Origin of the sequence: Pediococcus parvulus (assembly GCF_964063155.1) — a bacterium.
GTDB lineage: Bacteria > Bacillota > Bacilli > Lactobacillales > Lactobacillaceae > Pediococcus > Pediococcus parvulus.
This window is the reverse complement of record NZ_OZ061292.1, coordinates 1,833,018-1,853,783: the sequence shown is the minus strand read 5'-3', so window position 1 is coordinate 1,853,783 and position 20,766 is coordinate 1,833,018. Positions and strand designations below refer to the sequence as shown.

The 20,766-nt window shown below is 37.7% G+C and carries 24 protein-coding genes; 20 read left to right on the top strand and 4 right to left on the bottom strand.

All coding sequences use genetic code 11. The features are described 5' to 3' along the window. The first annotated feature begins 127 nt into the window (after positions 1–127). The 5 genes from AB3217_RS09365 (at position 128) to AB3217_RS09345 (ending at position 3,373) form a co-directional block, all read left to right on the top strand. Positions 128–622: a hypothetical protein gene (locus AB3217_RS09365; protein WP_057782787.1), complete on the top strand. Its 495-nt coding sequence runs from the start codon at positions 128–130 to the stop codon at positions 620–622. Between the two features lie 384 nt (positions 623–1,006). Then, positions 1,007–1,357 (top strand): hypothetical protein, encoded by a 351-nt coding sequence (locus AB3217_RS09360; protein ID WP_068807777.1) that lies wholly within the window; start codon positions 1,007–1,009, stop codon positions 1,355–1,357. A 131-nt stretch (positions 1,358–1,488) separates the two neighbouring features. Further along, complete coding sequence (locus AB3217_RS09355; protein WP_057782791.1) at positions 1,489–2,163, top strand: hypothetical protein; 675 nt, start codon at positions 1,489–1,491, stop codon at positions 2,161–2,163. Between the two features lie 69 nt (positions 2,164–2,232). Then, a complete protein-coding gene (locus tag AB3217_RS09350; RefSeq protein WP_057782793.1) occupies positions 2,233–2,523 on the top strand; it encodes a hypothetical protein in 291 nt (96 codons plus the stop codon). Continuing rightward, positions 2,510–3,373 carry a hypothetical protein gene (locus AB3217_RS09345; RefSeq protein WP_057782795.1) on the top strand — a complete coding sequence of 288 codons (864 nt, stop codon included), beginning with the start codon at positions 2,510–2,512 and terminating at the stop codon, positions 3,371–3,373. Before AB3217_RS09350 ends, AB3217_RS09345 begins: the two co-directional genes overlap by 14 nt. A 438-nt stretch (positions 3,374–3,811) precedes the next feature. On the opposite strand, the gene AB3217_RS09340 is transcribed toward AB3217_RS09345, so the two are convergent. Next, entirely contained in the window at positions 3,812–4,018 is a 207-nt protein-coding gene (locus AB3217_RS09340; protein WP_057782796.1) for a type II toxin-antitoxin system RelB/DinJ family antitoxin, read from the bottom strand. A 311-nt stretch (positions 4,019–4,329) separates the two neighbouring features. Here AB3217_RS09340 and AB3217_RS09335 point away from each other — a divergent pair, with 311 nt between their 5' ends. The 11 genes from AB3217_RS09335 to AB3217_RS09285 all read left to right on the top strand — a co-directional run bounded on the left by AB3217_RS09335 (position 4,330) and on the right by AB3217_RS09285 (position 12,721). Further along, a complete protein-coding gene (locus AB3217_RS09335) occupies positions 4,330–5,745 on the top strand; it encodes an MFS transporter (RefSeq protein ID WP_367366031.1) in 1,416 nt (471 codons plus the stop codon). After that, complete coding sequence (locus AB3217_RS09330; RefSeq protein WP_057782904.1) at positions 5,723–6,160, top strand: MarR family winged helix-turn-helix transcriptional regulator; 438 nt, start codon at positions 5,723–5,725, stop codon at positions 6,158–6,160. The genes AB3217_RS09335 and AB3217_RS09330 overlap by 23 nt, the downstream gene beginning before the upstream one ends. A gap of 39 nt (positions 6,161–6,199) precedes the next feature. Next, the gene (locus tag AB3217_RS09325) at positions 6,200–6,784 is read left to right on the top strand and encodes a hypothetical protein (protein WP_367366030.1); all 585 of its coding nucleotides are present in this window, start codon (positions 6,200–6,202) and stop codon (positions 6,782–6,784) included. A gap of 40 nt (positions 6,785–6,824) precedes the next feature. Further along, the gene (locus tag AB3217_RS09320; RefSeq protein WP_057782802.1) at positions 6,825–7,043 is read left to right on the top strand and encodes a hypothetical protein; all 219 of its coding nucleotides are present in this window, start codon (positions 6,825–6,827) and stop codon (positions 7,041–7,043) included. Between the two features lie 177 nt (positions 7,044–7,220). Further along, positions 7,221–7,628, top strand: a complete 408-nt coding sequence (locus AB3217_RS09315) for a DUF2000 domain-containing protein (protein ID WP_367366029.1) — start codon at positions 7,221–7,223, stop codon at positions 7,626–7,628. Positions 7,629–7,659: 31 nt separating this feature from the next. After that, positions 7,660–7,887 carry a DUF3021 family protein gene (locus AB3217_RS09310; RefSeq protein ID WP_057782806.1) on the top strand — a complete coding sequence of 76 codons (228 nt, stop codon included), beginning with the start codon at positions 7,660–7,662 and terminating at the stop codon, positions 7,885–7,887. Positions 7,888–7,906: 19 nt separating this feature from the next. Further along, positions 7,907–8,413 (top strand): NAD(+) diphosphatase, encoded by a 507-nt coding sequence (locus tag AB3217_RS09305; RefSeq protein ID WP_057782808.1) that lies wholly within the window; start codon positions 7,907–7,909, stop codon positions 8,411–8,413. A gap of 25 nt (positions 8,414–8,438) precedes the next feature. Next, on the top strand, positions 8,439–9,032 hold the full coding sequence (locus AB3217_RS09300; protein ID WP_057782810.1) for a nucleotidyltransferase family protein: 594 nt from the start codon (positions 8,439–8,441) through the stop codon (positions 9,030–9,032). 656 nt (positions 9,033–9,688) lie between these two features. Next, positions 9,689–10,357: a response regulator transcription factor gene (locus AB3217_RS09295; protein ID WP_367366028.1), complete on the top strand. Its 669-nt coding sequence runs from the start codon at positions 9,689–9,691 to the stop codon at positions 10,355–10,357. After that, entirely contained in the window at positions 10,354–11,250 is an 897-nt protein-coding gene (locus tag AB3217_RS09290) for a sensor histidine kinase (RefSeq protein ID WP_367366027.1), read from the top strand. Before AB3217_RS09295 ends, AB3217_RS09290 begins: the two co-directional genes overlap by 4 nt. A gap of 40 nt (positions 11,251–11,290) precedes the next feature. Continuing rightward, positions 11,291–12,721 (top strand): PstS family phosphate ABC transporter substrate-binding protein, encoded by a 1,431-nt coding sequence (locus AB3217_RS09285; RefSeq protein WP_260266746.1) that lies wholly within the window; start codon positions 11,291–11,293, stop codon positions 12,719–12,721. A gap of 22 nt (positions 12,722–12,743) precedes the next feature. Here AB3217_RS09285 and AB3217_RS09280 read toward each other — a convergent pair whose 3' ends face one another. Beyond that, positions 12,744–13,514 (bottom strand): ABC transporter permease, encoded by a 771-nt coding sequence (locus tag AB3217_RS09280; RefSeq protein ID WP_057782815.1) that lies wholly within the window; start codon positions 13,512–13,514, stop codon positions 12,744–12,746. Then, positions 13,507–14,433, bottom strand: a complete 927-nt coding sequence (locus tag AB3217_RS09275) for an ATP-binding cassette domain-containing protein (RefSeq protein ID WP_367366026.1) — start codon at positions 14,431–14,433, stop codon at positions 13,507–13,509. Before AB3217_RS09275 ends, AB3217_RS09280 begins: the two co-directional genes overlap by 8 nt. 221 nt (positions 14,434–14,654) lie before the next feature. Between AB3217_RS09275 and AB3217_RS09270 the strand changes: the two genes are divergently transcribed. From AB3217_RS09270 to AB3217_RS09260, 3 genes are all read left to right on the top strand, one after another. Then, positions 14,655–15,203: a TetR/AcrR family transcriptional regulator gene (locus AB3217_RS09270; RefSeq protein WP_260274639.1), complete on the top strand. Its 549-nt coding sequence runs from the start codon at positions 14,655–14,657 to the stop codon at positions 15,201–15,203. A gap of 255 nt (positions 15,204–15,458) precedes the next feature. Further along, positions 15,459–15,944 (top strand): GNAT family N-acetyltransferase, encoded by a 486-nt coding sequence (locus AB3217_RS09265; RefSeq protein WP_260266743.1) that lies wholly within the window; start codon positions 15,459–15,461, stop codon positions 15,942–15,944. Positions 15,945–16,107: 163 nt separating this feature from the next. After that, positions 16,108–17,349, top strand: a complete 1,242-nt coding sequence (locus AB3217_RS09260) for an ISL3 family transposase (RefSeq protein WP_063697918.1) — start codon at positions 16,108–16,110, stop codon at positions 17,347–17,349. A gap of 98 nt (positions 17,350–17,447) precedes the next feature. On the opposite strand, the gene AB3217_RS09255 is transcribed toward AB3217_RS09260, so the two are convergent. After that, positions 17,448–18,848 (bottom strand): L,D-transpeptidase, encoded by a 1,401-nt coding sequence (locus AB3217_RS09255; protein WP_367366025.1) that lies wholly within the window; start codon positions 18,846–18,848, stop codon positions 17,448–17,450. 450 nt (positions 18,849–19,298) lie between these two features. Here AB3217_RS09255 and AB3217_RS09250 point away from each other — a divergent pair, with 450 nt between their 5' ends. Continuing rightward, entirely contained in the window at positions 19,299–20,765 is a 1,467-nt protein-coding gene (locus AB3217_RS09250; RefSeq protein WP_068806109.1) for an MDR family MFS transporter, read from the top strand. The last annotated feature ends 1 nt before the right edge of the window (position 20,766 follow it).

Here is a 20,766-nt window from a genome sequence, read left to right as displayed (position 1 = left end):
AAAATTTTGTAGCACTAAAAATTAGAAGTTTGCTAATTCATAAATTGCTAGTATAATGAAGTTGTAAATAAAGCGCTTACATTTTAATTTGAAGTTATGAGATCACAAGCGGGGATGGAGGCTTACTATGATAAAGTTCAGATACAAACTTAGTGCATTTATGTTAGTGAATATTTTTGTTGAGGTTTTGACAGTTGTCTATTTTGGAAAGTATATTCTGGCGCAAATTCCGACACTGATTAATTTCTGGGGTCACCCAGTATATGCCATTACAGTAGCTACTGGAGATCAAGTTAATTCTTTGGTTGCCATTTTAGTTGTTTTCTTTCTAGCACAGGTTTTACTTGGCTTAGTGAGCTACCATCTGTGTAGAAAAGTAGTTAGTGATTTTGAATTTCGGTTGCCAGCGTTTTTGGATATTTTAAATATCAAATTATTTAAACTCTCTTTAGTAGATGGTGTAGTCATTTGGCTAGCAATTCAATCTTGGCTTTTTGTCTTGATTGCCTTTGGATTTTTGAATGCAGCCACTGTGTTTGCAGTGATTTCTAACGTTGCCGTGATTCTGTTTCTTGCTGGGTCATTGGCAGTGAATGTAGGAATGCATCGGAAATTTAGCTAATCTTTGAAATGAGGTTGGGTTAATGTAGGGTTCGATTATTTTTGTGGTTCTTTTAGCATTTTGCGCCGTAATGCTAGCCATAATTGTTGGTTTGCTAGTTCAATTTTTAAAAAGGTATTAATATTACAATAGGTTTTCAACTTATACCCAGGCCGCTGTATGTGGCTGGGTATTTTTTTGCAAAAACTAGTTCAATGTTCTACCCCAACGTGGAAGCGTACTTTGCGAGGTGGATTTGTGAAAAACTAGTATTCAAATTTTTAACTGATCTCGATAAATCTTTTTATCTAATAGTAACTTGCAAATTTGCTTAAATTACTATTGTCAATAAGCAGTAAATACTGTAATATCATATTTATAATTGAAATATTAGGAGGAATTAATATGCTTGTGTGGCGAGGAAAAGGGCTTTTAGTACTAGTTTCTGGAATGCTCGGCGGCTTAGGTGTTGGTCTAATTTCAGGTGCATTAGAAAGCACGAATATGGCAACTTTATTACAGACGGGGATTACACTGATTGTGTTTGGACTGGTATCAGCAGGAATTAACTATTTATTCTGCAAGTATTTTATTTCTAAAGAAAAAAGAGTCTTTGTTGATGAGCAAACTTTGCAACAAGTTGAAGTTAAAGACCGATCAGCACTGTTCTTTATTCCAAACCGAATTTGGACCTATATCTACGGAATCTTTTTTGTGGGATTAGGATTGTTTCAATTGATTGATTATTTTATTTAAACTAAGTAGTTTTGAGATGACGTTTTGCGAAGCTTCATAACAACAAGACGTCATTTGTTTTGTTTAAATAAGCTAGCCGAAGGGTCAAATTTACGACCTAATATAAAAAATTGAAAATAGAGGATGAGAAGATGAAAAAAGCCCGTCTATATTTTATCTTGGCGATGGTGAGCTTGATTGTGACCATTTATCTTGTTGGTATGCGTCTGATGCTCGTTTTTGGCGTGGCGTCGAGCGGACTTTCTGCTTTACTGCTAACCAGCTTTATGAGTTTGGATTTGGTAGGTGCACTGCTTCTTGGACTTGTATTTGGTTGGCTGGCTTATCATTATAAACCGGAAAATTATCAATTAGATAGCCGTTGGTTCACCAGAAACTACCGATTGTGGATCAATTGCATTTTGCCATATGCCTTACTAATTGTTGGCGAGACAGTCTGGTTTGTTGAAGATGAGCTGCAGACAAAAGGTGAAATGATTGGGACTTCAACAACGATGCTTCAGTGGCCTTATAATGCTGGGTTGATCGCATTGTTTCTACAATTGATCGGTGCGATGGTGGTATTTGCATTGCCGTTGTTTACTAAGAATGCACCTAAACGAACCAGATTTAAAATTTGGCTTGGCGAAATTGGTTATTTATTTCTCCTTGTTATTCTTTATGGTGTTTATAACAGTTTCTTCTTTATTGTGATGTACTTATCAATTTCGGCGATGGTTGGCGTGGCAATAGTGCTTCCTTTCGTAGTTGTTCCGATCGTGTCGATTATTAAATTGACCAGGTCACGTAAGTTGGCGGAAAAGTAATACTAAGATTAGAACGTTTGACCATAATTTATGACTTAAAAACGAATTTGAAAGACGATAGGGGAAAAGATGAAAAGAAAGACGCTTGTGATTTCAGTTGCGGTCGTAGTTTGTGCGTTGATAGTTGGATTTCTTGCTATTGATTTCAGCGGGTCAACGGATGGCGCTAAGAAATTTCTTAATAAGTATCCGATTGCAACAGTAGCGAAGGATCAGGGAACCGATGACCAATACGATATCACGTTTAAAAAACCAATTAAGGTGCCAAAGACGAAAAATAGGTCGGCAATGATATTTAATTTGACATATATTGAAGATGATAAGGGGTCGAGGGTTCCTAGATTTTATGAGTCAGGATAGTGATGACCTCTTTGTGGTGCGATTCGGCGGTGATTTTAGTAAACATAAAATTAGGTTGAGTTACTCAAATAACGATGATGATTTTAGTAAACAACCTCGTGCTGAATTCTCTAGCACTTATTTGATTAATGCCGGAACAAATTCTTTGGGTGCTGCTCATACTAGTTATGAGGTAGGGAGTAAGCCCTTGGAATCCAAGGCATCACTCAAACGCGAACAACAGCAGTATGATTCAGCGGTTCATTGGATTTTCAAACATGTTTTGAGCGTTAAAGATGCCAAGCAATTACAGGTTTATCTTAAAAAGCATGCAAAGAGTCTTTACCAAAAACAGGAAAAGGCCGACAAAGCTCGATCTCATAGTCAAAGGATTTCAAACCGAACGTTCAAAAAGCGGTTTTTAAAAGCAACTTACAAACCTAAGTATACTGATAACCAGTGGCGTGCGTTTATTAAACAGCGGGCTGAATTTCTGAATTTATCAGTTGCTAAAATTACCAAATCCACTTTAAGTGATGATGAATCACTTGAATACGATTATGATTACACATCAACGATTTCAGTCGGTTATTATCAAGGGGCAATTCCCAATTCTGAGGGATATCAAAGTGATCAGTATTATTTCATGACAACTCAGGATGGACAAAAGTACCTGATTTTATTGCCATTACGGTTGTACAATCAAAAAGATCTAAAAAAATGGCACTATTACAAAAAAATGCCAACTTTCTATTATCTACCTGCCCCCGTTTCGTATCCAAAATTGTCCAGTATGGTGTTAGCGAATGAAACGCCAAGCTCATTTGTAGTCAGTAATAATATAAATGTGGTGGCAAAGGAAAAAGAATAGGATCCCTAAACTTTAGGAGGCTATGGCTGTTTTATAGGGGTGGGGACGCTCGTTACAAATACTTTTTATACTAACCAAATCATTTTTAAGTTAAAAGCTTACAGAGGCGTATTATGGCAATGTGCTTTTCAAATTATACTCAGACTGCTACTTGCGTTCTGGGTATTTTTGTTTGACCATTAGTGGATGTGCGTAAAGTAATCCGGAATTTCAGAGTCTTCTATAAAGCATTGAAGAACGTATCGCCATGGTAACGGATTGGTTTCGGTGTAATTTGATGATTTTTGACAGATTGGTTTCCAGCGTGGGTTCTTTTTTACCCGTTTTAGGCTTTTTTTAAATTGTTTGGTAGGAGTTAAAGTGAATTTTTGCATTTACTTAAATAATTCCCTTTCCAAAGAGTCTATATCTGAATACGATTTGATTTCTTTTGAGTTGTCAGTATCTTTTTACAACTTCAGCAAGGCTTGCGTTTACTTGATTGTTTGCAGTTTCAATTCTCACGGTCAGTTTGTTATTGGCAACATCTGCCAGGATCATCCTTGTGAATTCAGAAATTGTAAAGCCCTTTTCTCTTAGTTTTTCTTCGGCACGTTTCTTTATAGCAGCGTCAATACGTACTTGTATACGATCAGTAGCGGGCATTTGTATCACTTCCTTTTGTACTCCAAATGTAGCACATCGTTATTTGAATTAAAAAAATTTGATTACTAATTTAAATTAATGAAGATTGCCTCTGTAATTAAAATACCCCTTAACTTAGAAAAGTTACGAAATTCTATTAACTTTTAAATCTACCAGTCCTAACTTTGTACTTCGAATTTTCCAGAATAGTGTTGGCAGGTTATTTGTAGGATGTCACAATATAATTTTTTTGAAAGAGTTTGACAAAACCAAGCCTTTTTATTTGCTTAAGCAAATAAATTGGTCCATGATACCATCGAGAGGGTGGTCAAATGCTATCACAAAAACGACGCTGGTTGATATTATCGGTACTAGGATTATTCTTTTTCATGGTGATCGTAGATGGGAGCATTGTGGCTATCGCGATTCCTCAAATTGCACAGAGTTTAAATGCAGCAACTGGTACGACAACCTTAATTATTTCGGTCTATTTAATTACCATTTGTGCGACGTTATTATTATTTGGCCAATTTGGTGATCAATACGGACGAGTGCAAATTTTTGAAATTGGCACATTTATTTTCTTGGTCGGTTCATTTTTAGCCGGAGCTGGACACACAATCGAGTTTGTATTGGGAGGCCGTTTTGTTCAAGGAATTGGTGCCAGTATGACCATGGCTAATAGCTATGCAATTGTCACCGATACATTTCCAGCCAAACAGTTAGGACGTGCGTTTGGTGTTGAAAGTATTTTTATTTCTCTAGGTGCACTGGCAGGTCCCGGATTAGGTGGACTTATTTTAGGCAGTTTTCCGTGGAGCTACATTTTTTGGATTAACTTACCAATTGGAATAATTTGTCTGATTATAGAGGTTTTAGTTTTCCCGAAAAGTATACGCCATAAAGAAAAGGGGATTGACTGGTATGGTGCAATTCTCCTTGCTTTGGCTGCGACATGTTTATATTTGTTGACCACTCAGCTGAATACGCACATTGCCTATTTGGCGGGACTGCTCATCCTGTTAGGTGGTTTTAGTTGGTGTTTTGTCAAAACAGAACAAAAAGCATTGCGACCATTATTGAACTTCACAATTTTTCGCAATGAGATGTTTAGAAAGAGCATTATCGTCGTGTTTTTGAGTTTTATTGTCTCTTACTTTTTTACAATTTTAGCTCCGTTATATTTACAGCTTGTTTTAAACTATTCCACGCAATTCTCAGGGATTTTATTAATGGTTGCTCCCGTTGTGTCAGTGTTTGCATCCCCAATGGCCGGGTACATTTCAGATCATTATGACCAACATGTGGAAATGACTATTGGAATGAGCATTCTTATGATGACTCAAATTGGACTATTATTTTTAACTAGGAAATCCGAGCTGCTTTATTTTATTGGGCTTTCTGCTATCATGGCTGTCGGAACGGCCACATTTGGCACCCCCAACAGTGTGATTATCATGCAGTCGGTACCTGAAAAATTACGGGGAATGGCTGGTTCAACCAATTCATTAGTGCGCGAATTTGGTTTAGTTCTAGGCACAACATTGTCGACCATTATTTTTTATCGCGTGCTATCTATCATCAATCATCGCGAAATAGATACCGCAATTGGCGTGTCCAAAAGTTCATTTTTAGTTGCCCAACGTTGGACATATGCGGTCGGCTTATTGTTATTAGGCATGGCACTGCTTTATATAATTTACGCGATTCGAAAGGACTTCAAACATGGCAAAAAGAGAATTAGATAGTTACCTTAGGGCAATTAATACAGTTTCACATAAGGTGAGTCAGTATATGAATAAAGAGTTAAAGGATTTGGGTTTGACATCAAGTACCTACTTTTTTGTGCTAAAAGTGGGCGATATGGGCGAATTATCGCAAGAAGAGCTTTTTAAACAAATTTACCTCAATCCAAGTAATGTGACCCGGCGATTAAATCGGTTGATCAAATTAGGTTATATTTCAAAAGAAAAATCACCAGTAGATGGTCGTACGCGCATTATCAAGTTGACGCCACTTGGCACGCAAAAGTACGATCAATTAGTCCGTTGCCTCCCGACGATTAATCAAGCAGTCGTTGAAACGTTAGATCCCAAAGAAGCTGTGGTTTTGAAACAGTTAGTTGGGAAAATGGAAACTGGATTGGATGCGTTATTAGATTGAAAACTCAATAGTTTGCAGAGAAAATGGAGCGTGAGTGATATGACAGAGTATGTATTAGTTAAGAATCAAATCGATCGTGATCTAATAATTCCTGATGAATTTAAATTAGTTTCTTCGACACAACGACAGCGCAATCGTGAAAAAGTTCGCGTTGAACGTTATCAACAAGAAAAAGAGGTCGTTTCCAATAATGCCCATCTGACCTTAGTTTATGGTGAAGATGGTCGCTTGATTAGCTACAATAATTTTTTTGGAAACCCTAGTTTACCGCTTCCATCTGAAAGCAATCTGGTGCAACTTGCCACCGATGTTTGGGAGAATTTGGACGCAGATTATGCCCGGGGGTTACAATTTATGAGAATTGACAGATTAAAACGATTTTATAAAACTAGCAAGGGAAAACGAATCGATTTTGACGTGCTGTGGATAAAATTTGCCCATAATAATGGTTCCTACAACTGGGTGACGATTGGGCCTGGTGGGCAGATTATGGAAGTTGAACGTGAATCGGAGTGGGACTATATGCGTTCGAGACGGGCAACTGAAGAATGGAACTATGATGATTGGGTGCTGGCACGTGAAGGGAAAGGTCCCCAATTGGATGCACCAGAAGCTTTAGCTTAGGAAAATAGTTGGTTAAAACGATGAATGTGAGGTAGGCTAAATGACCGATCGTGAATACGACCAAATGATTGAAGAATTGGGCAACTTGAGGGAACGTGTTCGCCAATTGGAAGAAAACGAATACGTGACTGCTACGTACAAAGGCTACAGCTCCGAGGGTCTGACTTTGTCGGAAGTGATTGAAGAGATCGAAACGACTAACCAGGCGATTGAAGTTTTAAAAGCCCGATTGGATGACGATACAGATGCGGATAACTAGTTTCTAATAAATAATAAATTACTGATAAAAAACAGGCTAAGCCAATTTTACGCAAAAATTTTGCATGAAATGGTTTAGGCTGTTTTTTTGAATTGTTTGGACAAACAAAACTTTTGCTAGTTTTAGTTACCAACAATAGGTATAGTATGTATATCTTATGAACGAGGTGAATCCCTTATGAAGAGAAATGCAATAATTTTGGATAGAAATCTTTCTATTGGTCAAGTTGGTAATGTGGCCGCGATATTAATGGGCCAAATTTCCAAATTAGACCCTGCCGTATTTTCAGAGCAGCCAGTTATTGATCAAGACCAAGTACTTCATGCAGGTATTAAATACAGCATAGTGGTGTTGAAAGGTGGCAAAGGCCAAATTGCAAATCTCGCTAAAAGCTTGACTGCCAACGATCAGGTGGTGAGTGTTGTGTTCACAGCTACGGGTCAATCACTTAATAACCAATTTGAAGAATATGCAGCGAAAATTTCAAGTAGTAAACTAGAGGAAACCGATCCGGTTGGAATTGCAATCAGTGGAGAAGACACAGTGGTTCGAAACTTAACTAAGAAATTTAGTTTATTAAAGTAAGGTCAATGCTGATGCTATCGACGAGGGTGAATTGACCATTCTGATTATAGTTTCTTTTTTGAGCGTGAGTGGATTTAATCTTTTGTTTCATTGGAATTGGTTAGTTGGCAATAATTTAGTTATTTTTTTGATTAATTTCATGATTATATATGTCTGTATTTGGATCGCACTACGCACTTATTGGCGATTGACAGCACAGAGGATTAACGCACAGCTTAAATTTAGAAGAATGAATAAGAGTAAAGAAGAACCAAAATAGACATGGAGGCTGAAGTCTTATGAAATACAGTTATTGCCCGGTATGTGGCACAATATTAGTTGATAAGGCTGCTGGTGACGATGGGTTAACACCGTATTGTGAACATTGTGATCGTTACTGGTTTCCGACTTTTTCCGATTGCGTGATTGTGCTTGTAGCTAATGAATATAATGAAATTGTGTTGGCCAAAATGCCTTACTTATCGCACCGTTATGCATCGTTCATTTCTGGATACATGCAACCTGGCGAAAGTGCAGAGGCTGCTGCTAAACGTGAGGTGCAAGAAGAACTAGGTCTTAGTTTAAACAGGCTTGAATATTCGGGGACGTATTGGTTTGGAAAGAACAATGCTTTAATGCATGGTTTTATTGGTAAAACGGCGAAACAAAATTTGAAATTATCTGATGAATTGGCATCAGCAGAATGGATTGCTGCCGGTAAAGCGCCTCAATTTATGTTTCCAGATAGCCCAGGTAATGCGGCTTCAGCTGTTTATCGAAATTTCATACAAAAACTTAGTGCGTAAGATATGAATGCGGAGGAGTGTTTTGATGCAAAGTGGAGTGAATGTACCTTTAAATGCGCAAATAAAACTGCTGAATGACATATTGATGCGTGATCAAGAACTATATAACGTACTTCGGACAATTTCCAAGTTGAATTTACCAAATAGTTATGTGGGTGGCGGCAGTATCACCCAGTCAGTGTGGAACCAGATTTTCTCAAAAGACTTAGGATTTGGTATTAGTGACCTTGATATTGTTTATTTTGATACAGATTTAAGCGAAGCCAAAGAAAATGAAATTCGCAATCAGTTATTGTCCGAACTTCCTTTGAAGAAATATAATATAGATGTTAAAAATGAGGCTCGTGTGCACCTTTGGTATCAGCATAGATTCGGTCAAAAGATAAATCCTTACGTAAGCACTGAGGATGCAATTAGTACATGGCCAACTACCGCAAGTTCTTTGGGGGTATATCTTAATAAACAGCAAGATATAGAGGCTTTTGCACCTTATGGCTTGAATGATGTTTTTAGTGGAATTGTGCGTCCTAATAAAAAAATGATTACGGAATCAATCTATATGAATAAAGCGATTAAGTGGAAATCTAAATGGCCTGAACTCAAAGTAGTTGCATGGTAAGAATCTAAAATTTAATTTATAAAACCTGAAATCAACTTTCGTAGTTGATTTTTTTGGATGAAGAATTGTGACATTTGAAATCACTGCCAGATTTTGTGGTTCATATGGTGTTGTCAGACAGTAATTCACTAATAGGCCATAGACTGATCTAAATAATTATGATCAAATAGCGCTGTGTATTGCACTGGCCTCATAACTAAAAATCATCTTAAAATGGCTTGAAAAATGCGTGTTTTGGGCTTGAATTCTTACACCAATCAAGTATACTGTAATTGAAGCAAACTGAAACGTAGGTACACCAAGACCCAGACTATTTGTGGTAGTCTGGGTGTTTTTTGCGCATTTTTTTAAAACACGATAGTTTCTTCGGCAACTATTATGCGATGCGGGTGGGCTGAGGGTTGCCTAACGCTCACGGCTTGTGGTGCCTATTCAACTAATAGACAAATAATGAATTAAGAATTGCCACAAGAAGCGGAGCAAATATAAACTGAAACGTACGTGCACCTCCTAACCGTCGCAGAATTTGTTTGTGATTAAGTAGGCAACTAAAGGTTAAATACGCCAATATTATGTACAGTTTCGAAAACTGATTTTGACGTATCGAAAGCGCTTCAATCGGGTATAATGATAGTAAAGGCGCAGGGGGTGGTCACATGGAGACAGTATTAATTGTTGAAGACAATGACGAAATGCAACAGCTACTTAAAAAGGTTTTACAAACCCATTACCATATTTTAAGTGCTTATTCTGGTACAGAAGGGTTGTTAGTCTTTAACGAAAATCAAGTGGACTTAGTTTTGCTTGATCGAATGTTACCAGGTAAGAATGGTGATGAAGTTTTAAAAGAATTGAGGCAATCTACGGCAGTTCCTGTGATTATTTTAACTGCCTTAGATGCGCGTGCTGATGTGGCAAAGTTTTTGTTAGCCGGGGCCAATGACTACATCATTAAACCGTTTGATATCGAGGAGTTACAGGCAAGAATCCGGGTACAGCTGCGCGACCATATTAGTCCAGAAGAAAATGCATCAGTTACATACAAAAATATCACGTTACTGACTGATATTTTTTCGGTAACCAATGGTACCCAGACTGTTTTGTTAAAGAAAAAGGAATTTGAAATTTTAAAACTGCTTTTTAAGCATCCAAAGCAAGTTTTCACAAGAGAACAGATTTACCGAGCCGTGTGGCAGGCTGACTATTACGATGATGATAATACAATGAACGTGCATTTGAGTAATTTGAGAAAGATGCTGCAACAATTAGATCCGGAGAATTACTATATTGCAACAGTTTGGGGGATTGGGGTGAAACTCGCATGACTATTTTAGTGATTTTTATTCTAATGTTGGCTTTTTTCAGTCTCTATTTATTTTTTGTGTTACTAGATGTTAGTCGCGTGGTCAAACAATTAGATTCAATTGTGCAAGATCCCACCAATCAAGAACTTAAATTACATTCACGCAATTTTTTAGTTAAGGATTTGGCGCTTAAGATTAATCAACTCTTAATCAAGCACCGGAAAAACGAACGGGAGCTTTATCAACTAAAGAACGAACAAGATGTGGCCATTCATAACATTGCCCATGATTTGCGAACGCCACTTACCATTGCCAGCGGTTATACGCAAGTTTTGTTGAAACAACCAGCTATAGGCGGTGACGACCATGAAAGTTTGGTTCGAATTGAGCAGAATCTGAACAGTGTGGCCAAACATTTAGATCTGCTTTTAATGTACAATCGGTTGAATGAACATGAATTGATGGTCAATCTTCAAAAAATTAACATCACGAGTATGCTTCAGGAAATGATTTTGGGGATGTACGAAGCCTTTACAAATAAAAAAATTGAGCTAAAACTGAATCTTCAATCCAATTGTTGGTGGGTGGCTGATCGTGATATGTTGCAACGAATCTTTCAAAACTTACTTGGTAATATTTTGGAGCATGGAACTGAGGCAGCAGAAATCACGCTTAATGGAGATGATCAGCAGTTATGCATTGCTTTTTCCAATAAGTTGGCGCAACCAATCAAAAATCCAGAACGGCTAACCAATCGTTTTTACACGGAGGATCTTGCCCGTAAATCTGAAAATGCCGGCTTAGGTTTATATATCACAAAAAAACTGACTACGTTGCTGAACGGGACGGTTACGATTGAGACCACGGCCACAAAATTTACAATTGAATTGCAGTTTACCAAGAATAACTTGTAAATGATTAGATATTAAAGAACTGTACTGGAGGGAAATAAGGTTGATAAGGAAAAAGAATCGAGCGAGTTTTTGTTGGTTACTGATTAGAAGCTTTGTCTGGACACCGCTAATCGTTGGGTCAGTGGGTGTCTTTGGCCTGGGTTGGTGGTGGGCTTTGATCCCAGCCCTGTTCCTTAACGGATTAAGTTGGCATCACTACAATAAAAAATATGAATTCAAAAATAAAATTAGACTTGAGGTAAGCGCACTTTTGATTGCGTTACTCTACTATCTTGGTGTTTTTGTCGTAGTCATGTGGCTATTTGACTTCAATTACATAGAAATTCCGGAACTTTACCCCTTGTTGTTGGTGATGCCCTATAATTTGGCGAGTTTGTTTGCCAGTGGACTAGCTTTATACAACAACTTGGCTTGGTTTTTCATTGGGGCGTTTTGGTCTGCCATCCTGGGTGTGACTTGGGACAGTCTTTCGTTGAAGCATTTCTTTAAACTACCAAGAAGATACAGGGTTGGCTTCGTGGTCCTTTTGTTGGTTAGTCTAGCGCCTGTGTATCAGCATATAATTCGAAGCCAGCATTATGTGGATACGTACACCAGCAATTCCAGTGAGTTGAATTTGAACCAGTATCGACCTTTCAGAGATGATAAAAAATTGGCGCATTTGAATCAGCCAGCCAACTTGAAAATTGCTGATCATTATCCGCGATTAAACGGCGCAACTGCAGCTTATCCGATTTATTCGGCAGTTGCGCAAACCATCTATTCTGGTCTCAATGCCAAGCAGGCTGCCAAGATTATTCAAGTGGGAACGACTCCCAAGGCTTTTAATAGTTTGATTAATAAAAAAGCGGATGTCGTCTTTATGGCCGCACCTTCCAGCGAGCAAGTTAAGGCGGCCAAAAAGAAGCATATTCACCTTAACTTAACAAAACTTGGGAGCGAAGCGTTTGTTTTTCTTGTGAATAAGAAAAATCCAGTGAATAATCTCTCTGTAAAACAGGTGCAAGCCATTTATCAAAGAAAAACAATCAGCTGGCTGAGTGTTGGTGGCAAACCAACATTAATTCAGGCGTTTCAACGTTCCAAGAACTCTGGTAGCCAAACAGCGATGGAAGGTTTGGTCATGAAGGGTAAGAAAATGGCAACACCCATGCGCTATCAAGAAGAAGATGGCATGGGCGGTTTGATTGATGACGTTGCCGGTTACAATAATAATACGAATGCAATTGGCTACTCATTTAGATTCTATACAACGCAAATGAAACAAAATAAGAATGTTAAGTTGCTCAAAATAAATGGGTATGCGCCAACTACCAAAAATATTCGAAATGGGAAGTATCCATTTATCGCTAACGTTTACGCAATTAGTCGTCGTGATCAAACTGAAAATAGTAAGCGGTTGGTGCAGTGGCTAACAAGTAAAGAAGGCCAGAAACTGATCAATAAAACTGGATACGTGGGACTTAAATAAAGCAAAAAACCTGTAATCATCATCACAGGTTTTTTTGTTTGAATACATAAATTGATAGGAATCCGCAAATTAGAATGGTACCACTGGCCGCCAAAATATAATAAGTTAGTGTTTGTGCTGAAAGGTGTGTGAAGTAGGCATTATCGATTATGCTTTGAAAATCGAAATATTTAATCCAATTAACTTTATTAAAAATTGCGCTCATAATCTGAATGAGAAGCGGAAAAATGATAGTTGTGGTCACAGCCGTGATGGTTGAAAAGGTGACGAAAAGGACAAGGATTGATACTGAAAAAATGGCAATTATGAACAAGATCTGTAATAAAATAGTCTGTGAAATTTTAAGACCAAAGTTTGCCGTTAATGTACCGAAACCGTTTTTTAAGCCAGTTCCTAAAAAAGTAGTGCCATAAAACAGAATAAATTGAAGGCAAACAATCATGATAAAAACGGCATATTTTGAAAAAAAGTAATTTAACCTTGTCATGCCGCTACTTAATAAATTTTTATAAGACCGTCTAGAAAATTCAAAACCGGTTGTCATGATGAAGAGCGGTAAAATGAGATAAATTAAAAAGCTAGCCATTATAGTCATTAACTTCATCGCTTTGACGGCGTTCCAAACAGATGTCACATCTTGCATTTTGGCTAAAGATTCTGTTTGAACACCAACAGTTCCTAATGTACCGGTCAAAACAGAAGTTAGCACTAAAATGATAAGAAGAAATTCAGTGATATAAAATCCCTTTGAATGTAGCAAACGATAAGTATCACCGCGAATCATATTAAACATGTTGCTCATCTCCTGTTCCTTCAATTAGTTGCTTAAAGTACTGTTCCAAATTTAAGCCTTCTCGTGAAATGGTTATTACTTGAACATGATTATTAATTAATTCTTCGGTAATCTTTGCATTGGAAATATCGAGTTGATAAATGTTTATCAGGTGGTCATTGATGGCCTTGAAATTTTGGCAACCCAGTTGACGTAAAACGTTTGTTGCCAAGTCAGGGTTGTCAACCTCAAGTTTGATAAATTCCCGGCTCTGTTGCTCAAATTTCTGTTTCGTGATTTCTTTGACAATTGTGCCATTATTTAAGATCCCAAAACGAGTGGCTAACTGATAAAGTTCCTCCAGAATGTGACTTGAAATGAGAATGGTCATTTGTTGAGTTTGATTTAGCTTTAAAAGTAGTTCTCTAAATTCAACAATTGCGATTGGGTCTAATCCATTAATTGGTTCATCCAAAATCAGAAAATCTGGTTTGTTCAAAAGTGCAATGGCTAATCCCATCTTCTGCTTCATACCTAACGAGAAGTTCTTGAATTTTTTCTTGCCAGTGGCGTTAAGGCCCACAAACTTAAGGGTTTCATCAACCGCGGAGGGATCGACTACGCCGTGAATTTTACTGTAATAAATTAGATTTTGACGAGCGGTTAATTGATCGACAGCGACGGGAGATTCAATAATACTCCCGGTTCGGCTAAGTTGGTGAATGTATGCGGAACCTTTTGAAACGCCAAAGAGTGTGATAGTCCCGTGTGTCGGCTGAATCAGCCTAATGATTGTTTTTAGAATAGTGGTTTTCCCTGCACCGTTTCGACCAATTAAACCGTAGATGTCGCCACGATGAATAGTTAAACTGACATCTTTTAAAACGGTTTGCCGGCCAAACTTCTTGGATACTTGGTCAAGTTTTAAAATGTCTTCCATGATTTTTCTTGCCTCCTCCTGATTTCTTATCTTTAGTATGTCGTGGAGTTCTTAACAAGAGGTTAATTGAATTCTTAATTGTTTATTAAATGGGTTTAAAGATAACAACTGATGTGGCAGATGAGTGCGGTAATGTGAGTTTTAAGCTGTAAGGATAGTGTTTGTTCAAACCTATTGTTTGATGCAGATAACAGCGTTATATTTACCTGTGGAGGCATGTGATGAAAAATAAAACGGCAACACGAGATAGACTAATTAATGCCGGGATCAGTTTGATAAAAGTAAATTCGGTGCAAAAATTAACATTACGGCAAATTGCCCATGAAGCTGGCGTAACGACAGGAGCTTTCTATAAAAGTTTTCCTAATCGGCAAGTCTATTTCAGGGAGCTAGCCAATAAGGTTTCTTCAGAGTGGGCAGCAATTATTGAACCAGAATTGGCCGGGATTCCATTGGCAACTGAACGCTTGTTATTTCTTGGAGACAACCTGATGAGAACGATTGTGGCACAGCCAAATTTAGCCCACTTTGTATTGGAAACGCCAGTTGTTTCTTTTTCCGATGATGAGTTAGCTAAATGGCCATTATTGAACTTAACCTTTCGTAACGTTAAAGCAGTTTTAGATGAACATTCACGCATTGATAAAAATTCCTTTTTTATTCAAATCTGGATATTTATCATAGGTTATGCTAATTTATTGCAAAGTAAAAGTATTTCATACGACCCTGAGTTGTTAAAAACAACACTGGAAAAGCTGTTGGAAGACTAATAATATTCGATACGGGTAAATCATAAAAATTCCGGAAATTGCAAGAACAAGTTAGCCACCCCGCAGGCGAAGTTGCGGGGTGGCTAACTTGTTCTTGCAATTTCCGATTTTTAAACGAAGTTGAAAGTGATGAAAATATAAATCATAAATATTTTCACGATATCGGTATTGTGGGATATATGGATAAACACAAGGTTATTGAAGATTTTAGACAGTATTATCGTTACCAAATTAATCGCCGAAGAAGGTCGGATTATGAAGTTAATCAAATTAACACCTCAAGATGGTCAACCGTACTATCAACTGTTACAAAATATTGGTCGATTTGAAAATGGATTCGAAAACAAAGTTAAAGATTATGATTATGAACAGTATTTACAGTGGCTAATTGAAGCTGACACACAAGCAGATCCTAGTTTTGGTGATGAAAAAATGGTGCCACAAGTGACTTACTGGATGTGGGACGGGCATCCAGTTGGGATCGGAAGAGTTCGCCTTCGTCTTAATGCCCAGTTACTTGAGTCTGGTGGTAATGTCGCCTATGCAATTGCCAAAAATGAGCGCAGAAAAGATTATGGAAATGCTTTGTTAGCTTTGCTTCTTCAAGAATGCGAGAAGTTACAAGTTTCGCCAGTTCAAGCTTCAGTTAATAAAGATAATGAAGCTTCTAACAAGGTTGTTGTCAAAAATGGTGGGTGTTTATTTAAACAGACAAACATTGAAAATATTTATCGATGGTAAACAAAAAAGGGTGTTGAGAATTTTGGGTCTACACTTTCTGGTATTGGTGAATAACTAATACCGGTTTTTTGTCTGTTTTGAAAATCAGAAAAATAAAAAAGGACATCTGTCCTCTTTGTGCTACGATTTAATCGCCAAAACAAATCGAAAAGAGGAAATTCAGATGTCCCTAACTAATTCTATCTTATGCTTATTCGAAATAACAGACCCAAACTTAATTGTCACTGGTATTTCTAAAGAACGGTGTTCCACAAACCAACGTATTCATGTCGTCCATGCAACTTTGTCTTATCAACTTTTAAAGTGCCCACATTGTGGCCATAAAAGCTTAATTAAAAACGGAACTCACATGAGTCACCTGCGTTTAGGAACCTTATCCGGTGGTCGTTACGAAATGCATTTAAAACGTCAAAGATACCAATGTAAAGATTGTTCAAAAACCTGTGGTGCTAAAACTAAGTTGGTTAATCGTAACGAAACTTTCACACATAATATCAAACATCAAGTGATCGTTTTGGCACGCGATATGTTGACGAGTAAAGAAATTGCTAAACTTTGTGGAATTTCGCCAAGCAGTGTTCAACGAATCCTAAATGCCAATATTCACTTAGCCTATCGTGTTAAACATCTCCCAGAGAATCTTTGCTTTGATGAATTTCGTTCCTGTAATCACTGGATGTCCTTTAATTGTTGCGATGCCGTTAGTCATCGCCGAATTGTTACTTTAAAAGATCGGCTAAGTAAAGATATCATTGACTACTTTGAAGCTCGTTTTTCGGTTCAAGAACGTGCCCAAGTTCAATCAGTGACGATTGACATGAATGCTGAATATGGCAGCTTCATTCATCGCTTATTTCCCAATGCGGCCACGATTATCGATCGTTTCCATATTATTCAACTGGCTGGGCGTGCCTTAGATAATGAACGCACGCAGACCATTCGTACTATCCAAGATAAGCATTCACGAATTTATCATATTTTAAAATCTCAATGGCGTTTATTTCATCTTGATGAAATAAAAGTTAATGATTCTAAGGCTGTTTATTTACGCGGAATTAACGAGTATATGACGCAACAAAACGCCATTGATTTAGCTCTAGACGCTTTTCCCAGATTTAGATCTGTGTATCAAACCTATCAAGGTATCTTAAGTGCCATACACCAAAAGGATGCTAATGCGTTCCAATCCTTACTTACTAACTACCAACCCACTAGTAATCAAATGGACATAACGATCAACACGTTTATCAAAAATGGTTCAGCCCTTCTAAACAGTTGTCGTTATCCATTTTCCAACGGTCCAATTGAAGGACTTAATCGTAAAATCAAGGCATTAAAGCGTAACTGTTTTGGTTTTCGAAATATTGACAACTTCTTTATCCGGATTAGTTTAATTCATGAGTAAACAAAAAGCACATTCACCGAAGTGAATGTGCCGTTCAAAATCTCCACCAATACGATTTGACAGAGACCCAGAATTTTGAATTTCTCAACACTCTTGTTTTATTTATAAATAATAACTGGTTCAGTAGTAGTGGTATTATCCCAAACAGACTTCATTTTGCTTGGTGGATTGTTTAAACACCCATGAGAATGATACGTGCTACGGTAAGTTGGGTTTCCATAAACTTTGGAAGGTTGCCATGAACTATCATGCATCCCGACGCCATCTTCAGTTAAAGGTTCCCAATAGCTAACCTTGCTGGCATAGGCCGAGCCATTATCGTTCTTACCAGTTAAGGTAGAAGGACTTTGTTTATAGAGAATGTGGAATAGGCCGGTCGGGGTCTTATTACTGCCACTCAAAGTTCCACTCATTACAGGGATATCTTCTTTTTGTTTGCCATTTACATAAATATATTCATGCAGGGTGGTCAAATTAATTTCAACGCGTGTTGAACCAATGGCACTACTTCGGTTATAACTGATATTTTGACCAGAATAGTTCTTCATATCAACCTTGGTGCCTGACTTGATGGTTGAACTAATGAATTTGTCAGCTAACATCTTCGCTTCTGATTTCACATTTAATGACCAGCCGTAATTTGAATCAGTCGTGTTATTTGTCATGATCGTTTTGCCACTGTTCAAAAGCTTAACACTGAAGGACTTTCCCTGAGTACTATCAGAGTTGTTGATCTTGGTCAGTTTCGCTTCCAAGGCCGTTAAATCTACAGTAGGTGTTTGACCAGGTTTCGTGTTTACAATATAGTCTGAGCCTTTTAACGTGTAGTCTTTACCACCCACGTGATAGACCAACGTTTTGGTTAAACTGTCCTTTAAATTTTGTTTGACCTTTTCGGCAGCCACAGTTTCAGCCTTGGTTGCTGTGGAGGAACTCGTTTTTAGTTTTATATCTTTTAATTGCTTAATTTGATTTTTATAGCTCGCTAATGCTTTGGTGACGTTAACTTGAGTACCCTTAGTAGCAGCCTGTGTCTTGATATTGCCGTCTTTCAAGTAATAATAGGTTGGATGAGCCGCAGTAGCCGTTTTGTTATAGGCGGTCAGGGCGTCTGAAACTTGTTTTTCCAAAGTATTGCTTCGGTAAGTAACAACCTCATCGGAACTTGTTAAATTAACAGTATTAGCCTTTTTGGCAAACAACCCGTGATGATTTTTGAGGGCTGTTTTTACTTGTGCTTTGGTGACATTTGCTAATGTCTGCTGTTTTCCGGTAACCAACAGTTTACCATTTAAATAAACCCGATTGGTTATAGTTGAGGAAGACGATGCCAACTTTTGGGTAGCTTGATTAGAGGTTAGTCCAGCAACAGATTTTCCATTAATTGTTGTTTTGGGGGCAAAATGAGTTTGACCATATTGCCAGGCAAACACTCCGCCACCAACGATTAAGATCCCCAAGCCGAGTAATACCCATCTTAACCAATTATTTTTAATCAATTTTTTTCCTCCTCATAATATGTAGCTAAGTTGTTAAAAAATCTGATCCCCATAACGTAAATTGAATCCTTTTTGAAGGAACTTGATTCACGATTCAGATAGTCACAATCCCTAAATTGTAGAAGGGTGGCTAAACGATGTCAATCGGAAATCCGCTAAATTAACAAATCTTTGTAATTTAACTGTAACAATCATACAATCTTTTCAGTTGAAAATACAACTATTTATTCTCGGTTTGCGAGTAAATAAACCGATTATCATAAATAGTTTATTTTTGCGTGCTAGTTGTTATGCTAGTAGCGATTTATTAAACCAACCTTAAATAGTTTCCATGTGGACATGCTGTTTTGCAAACAACACTTTGAGAGTTATGAGATTTATATGATACAATAATCTTTGTGACTTTTTTATAGGTACATAATTAAATAATTTAATGAGGTGAACATTTTCATGAACAGTATTAATGCAGAAGATAAACCGGTCGATCAAAATGGTCGCCCGTATAATCGACTTTTATTAGTTTTTACCCTATTAATTGGGACTTTTAGTACATTTCTGACGTCCACCATGTTAACAACAGCTTTCCCGACTTTGATGAAGTCCTTTAATATCTCGGCAAACACTGTTCAATGGTTAACAACTGGATTTATGTTGATGATGGGAATTGTGATTCCCATCACTGGCTTTTTCTTACAACGTTTCGATTCGCGAAAGCTTTATTTATCTGCGATTGTTATTTTTTTCGTAGGAACTGTGGTTTGTTATTTTGCCCAAAATTTCTGGACTATTTTAGCCGGACGTTTGATTGAAGCGGCTGGTGTTGGGATCACATCCCCAGTTTATCAGACCATTATGACATCAATTTTTCCGCCAGCTAAACGTGGCGCAGCAATGGGAAGTGCCGGCATTGTTGTCGGATTGGCACCTGCCATTGGGCCGACATTTGCTGGATGGATTTTGATTCATTATTCGTGGCGAATGTTGTTCTTGTCCATCATGCCCATTTCTTTCATTGTATTGGTTGCGGGCTATTTTACTTTACGAAAAGTTTTGCCAACTAAAAAAGCACCTGTTGATTGGTCTTCAGTGCTTTTATCAATGATTGGTTTTGGTTCAATGTTATTTGCGTTTTCATCAGTTGGAACCTATTCTTGGACTAATCCAATTGTCTATGGAACCTTGATTGTCGGTGTTTTAGTAGTTGCTATTTTTATTTTACGGTCGCTTAAAATTAAAAATCCACTTTTACAGTTTAAAGTGTTTGAACATTCAGACTTTACCTTGTCTGCAATTTTGGTTTCTGTTTCCTTTATGTCCATGAATGGATTCACATTGGTTTTGCCCCTTTATCTCCAAACGGTGCGTGGTGAATCGCCGCTAGCGTCCGGTTTAACTCTGTTACCTGGGGCCATTGCCATGGGGGTTATGAACCCAATTACCGGTCGAATTTTTGACCGTTTGGGTGCAAGAAACATGTCAATTGCAGGGATGTTTCTGCTAGTTTTGACGACAGCTTCATTTATTCCAATTACCGCTCAAACACCAGTGTTTTATTTAACTTGTTTGTATGCAGTCCGAATGTTTGGAATTTCAATGGTTATGATGCCAGTTACGACAACTGGAATGAACGATTTACCACTAAATTTGATTGGTGATGGAACGGTCGTGAATAATACGGCCCGTCAGGTATTTGCTTCCATGGGAACAGCCATTTTAGTTTCCATCATGTCAAGTGTGACGTTATCTCACACCCCAGGCAGCGGCGTTTCACAAGCAACACCTATCTTATTTAAAAAACTTGCTTTAAATGCGAATGTTTTAGGATTCCGCTACGCATTTTTCATTGCCACAATGTTTGCGGTACTTGGTTTTCTATTAACGTTCTTCTTGAAAAAAGATGCACGAGGGGGATATTAAC

What these genes read in the sequence shown, in the direction of transcription:
- AB3217_RS09365 (WP_057782787.1), top strand. Translation starts at nt 128, where the DNA reads ATGATAAAGTTCAGATACAAACTTAGTGCATTTATGTTAGTGAATATT.
- AB3217_RS09360 (WP_068807777.1), top strand. Translation starts at nt 1,007, where the DNA reads ATGCTTGTGTGGCGAGGAAAAGGGCTTTTAGTACTAGTTTCTGGAATG.
- AB3217_RS09355 (WP_057782791.1), top strand. Translation starts at nt 1,489, where the DNA reads ATGAAAAAAGCCCGTCTATATTTTATCTTGGCGATGGTGAGCTTGATT.
- AB3217_RS09350 (WP_057782793.1), top strand. Translation starts at nt 2,233, where the DNA reads ATGAAAAGAAAGACGCTTGTGATTTCAGTTGCGGTCGTAGTTTGTGCG.
- AB3217_RS09345 (WP_057782795.1), top strand. Translation starts at nt 2,510, where the DNA reads ATGAGTCAGGATAGTGATGACCTCTTTGTGGTGCGATTCGGCGGTGAT.
- AB3217_RS09340 (WP_057782796.1), bottom strand. Translation starts at nt 4,018, where the DNA reads ATGCCCGCTACTGATCGTATACAAGTACGTATTGACGCTGCTATAAAG.
- AB3217_RS09335 (WP_367366031.1), top strand. Translation starts at nt 4,330, where the DNA reads ATGCTATCACAAAAACGACGCTGGTTGATATTATCGGTACTAGGATTA.
- AB3217_RS09330 (WP_057782904.1), top strand. Translation starts at nt 5,723, where the DNA reads ATGGCAAAAAGAGAATTAGATAGTTACCTTAGGGCAATTAATACAGTT.
- AB3217_RS09325 (WP_367366030.1), top strand. Translation starts at nt 6,200, where the DNA reads ATGACAGAGTATGTATTAGTTAAGAATCAAATCGATCGTGATCTAATA.
- AB3217_RS09320 (WP_057782802.1), top strand. Translation starts at nt 6,825, where the DNA reads ATGACCGATCGTGAATACGACCAAATGATTGAAGAATTGGGCAACTTG.
- AB3217_RS09315 (WP_367366029.1), top strand. Translation starts at nt 7,221, where the DNA reads ATGAAGAGAAATGCAATAATTTTGGATAGAAATCTTTCTATTGGTCAA.
- AB3217_RS09305 (WP_057782808.1), top strand. Translation starts at nt 7,907, where the DNA reads ATGAAATACAGTTATTGCCCGGTATGTGGCACAATATTAGTTGATAAG.
- AB3217_RS09300 (WP_057782810.1), top strand. Translation starts at nt 8,439, where the DNA reads ATGCAAAGTGGAGTGAATGTACCTTTAAATGCGCAAATAAAACTGCTG.
- AB3217_RS09295 (WP_367366028.1), top strand. Translation starts at nt 9,689, where the DNA reads ATGGAGACAGTATTAATTGTTGAAGACAATGACGAAATGCAACAGCTA.
- AB3217_RS09290 (WP_367366027.1), top strand. Translation starts at nt 10,354, where the DNA reads ATGACTATTTTAGTGATTTTTATTCTAATGTTGGCTTTTTTCAGTCTC.
- AB3217_RS09280 (WP_057782815.1), bottom strand. Translation starts at nt 13,514, where the DNA reads ATGTTTAATATGATTCGCGGTGATACTTATCGTTTGCTACATTCAAAG.
- AB3217_RS09275 (WP_367366026.1), bottom strand. Translation starts at nt 14,433, where the DNA reads ATGGAAGACATTTTAAAACTTGACCAAGTATCCAAGAAGTTTGGCCGG.
- AB3217_RS09270 (WP_260274639.1), top strand. Translation starts at nt 14,655, where the DNA reads ATGAAAAATAAAACGGCAACACGAGATAGACTAATTAATGCCGGGATC.
- AB3217_RS09265 (WP_260266743.1), top strand. Translation starts at nt 15,459, where the DNA reads ATGAAGTTAATCAAATTAACACCTCAAGATGGTCAACCGTACTATCAA.
- AB3217_RS09260 (WP_063697918.1), top strand. Translation starts at nt 16,108, where the DNA reads ATGTCCCTAACTAATTCTATCTTATGCTTATTCGAAATAACAGACCCA.
- AB3217_RS09250 (WP_068806109.1), top strand. Translation starts at nt 19,299, where the DNA reads ATGAACAGTATTAATGCAGAAGATAAACCGGTCGATCAAAATGGTCGC.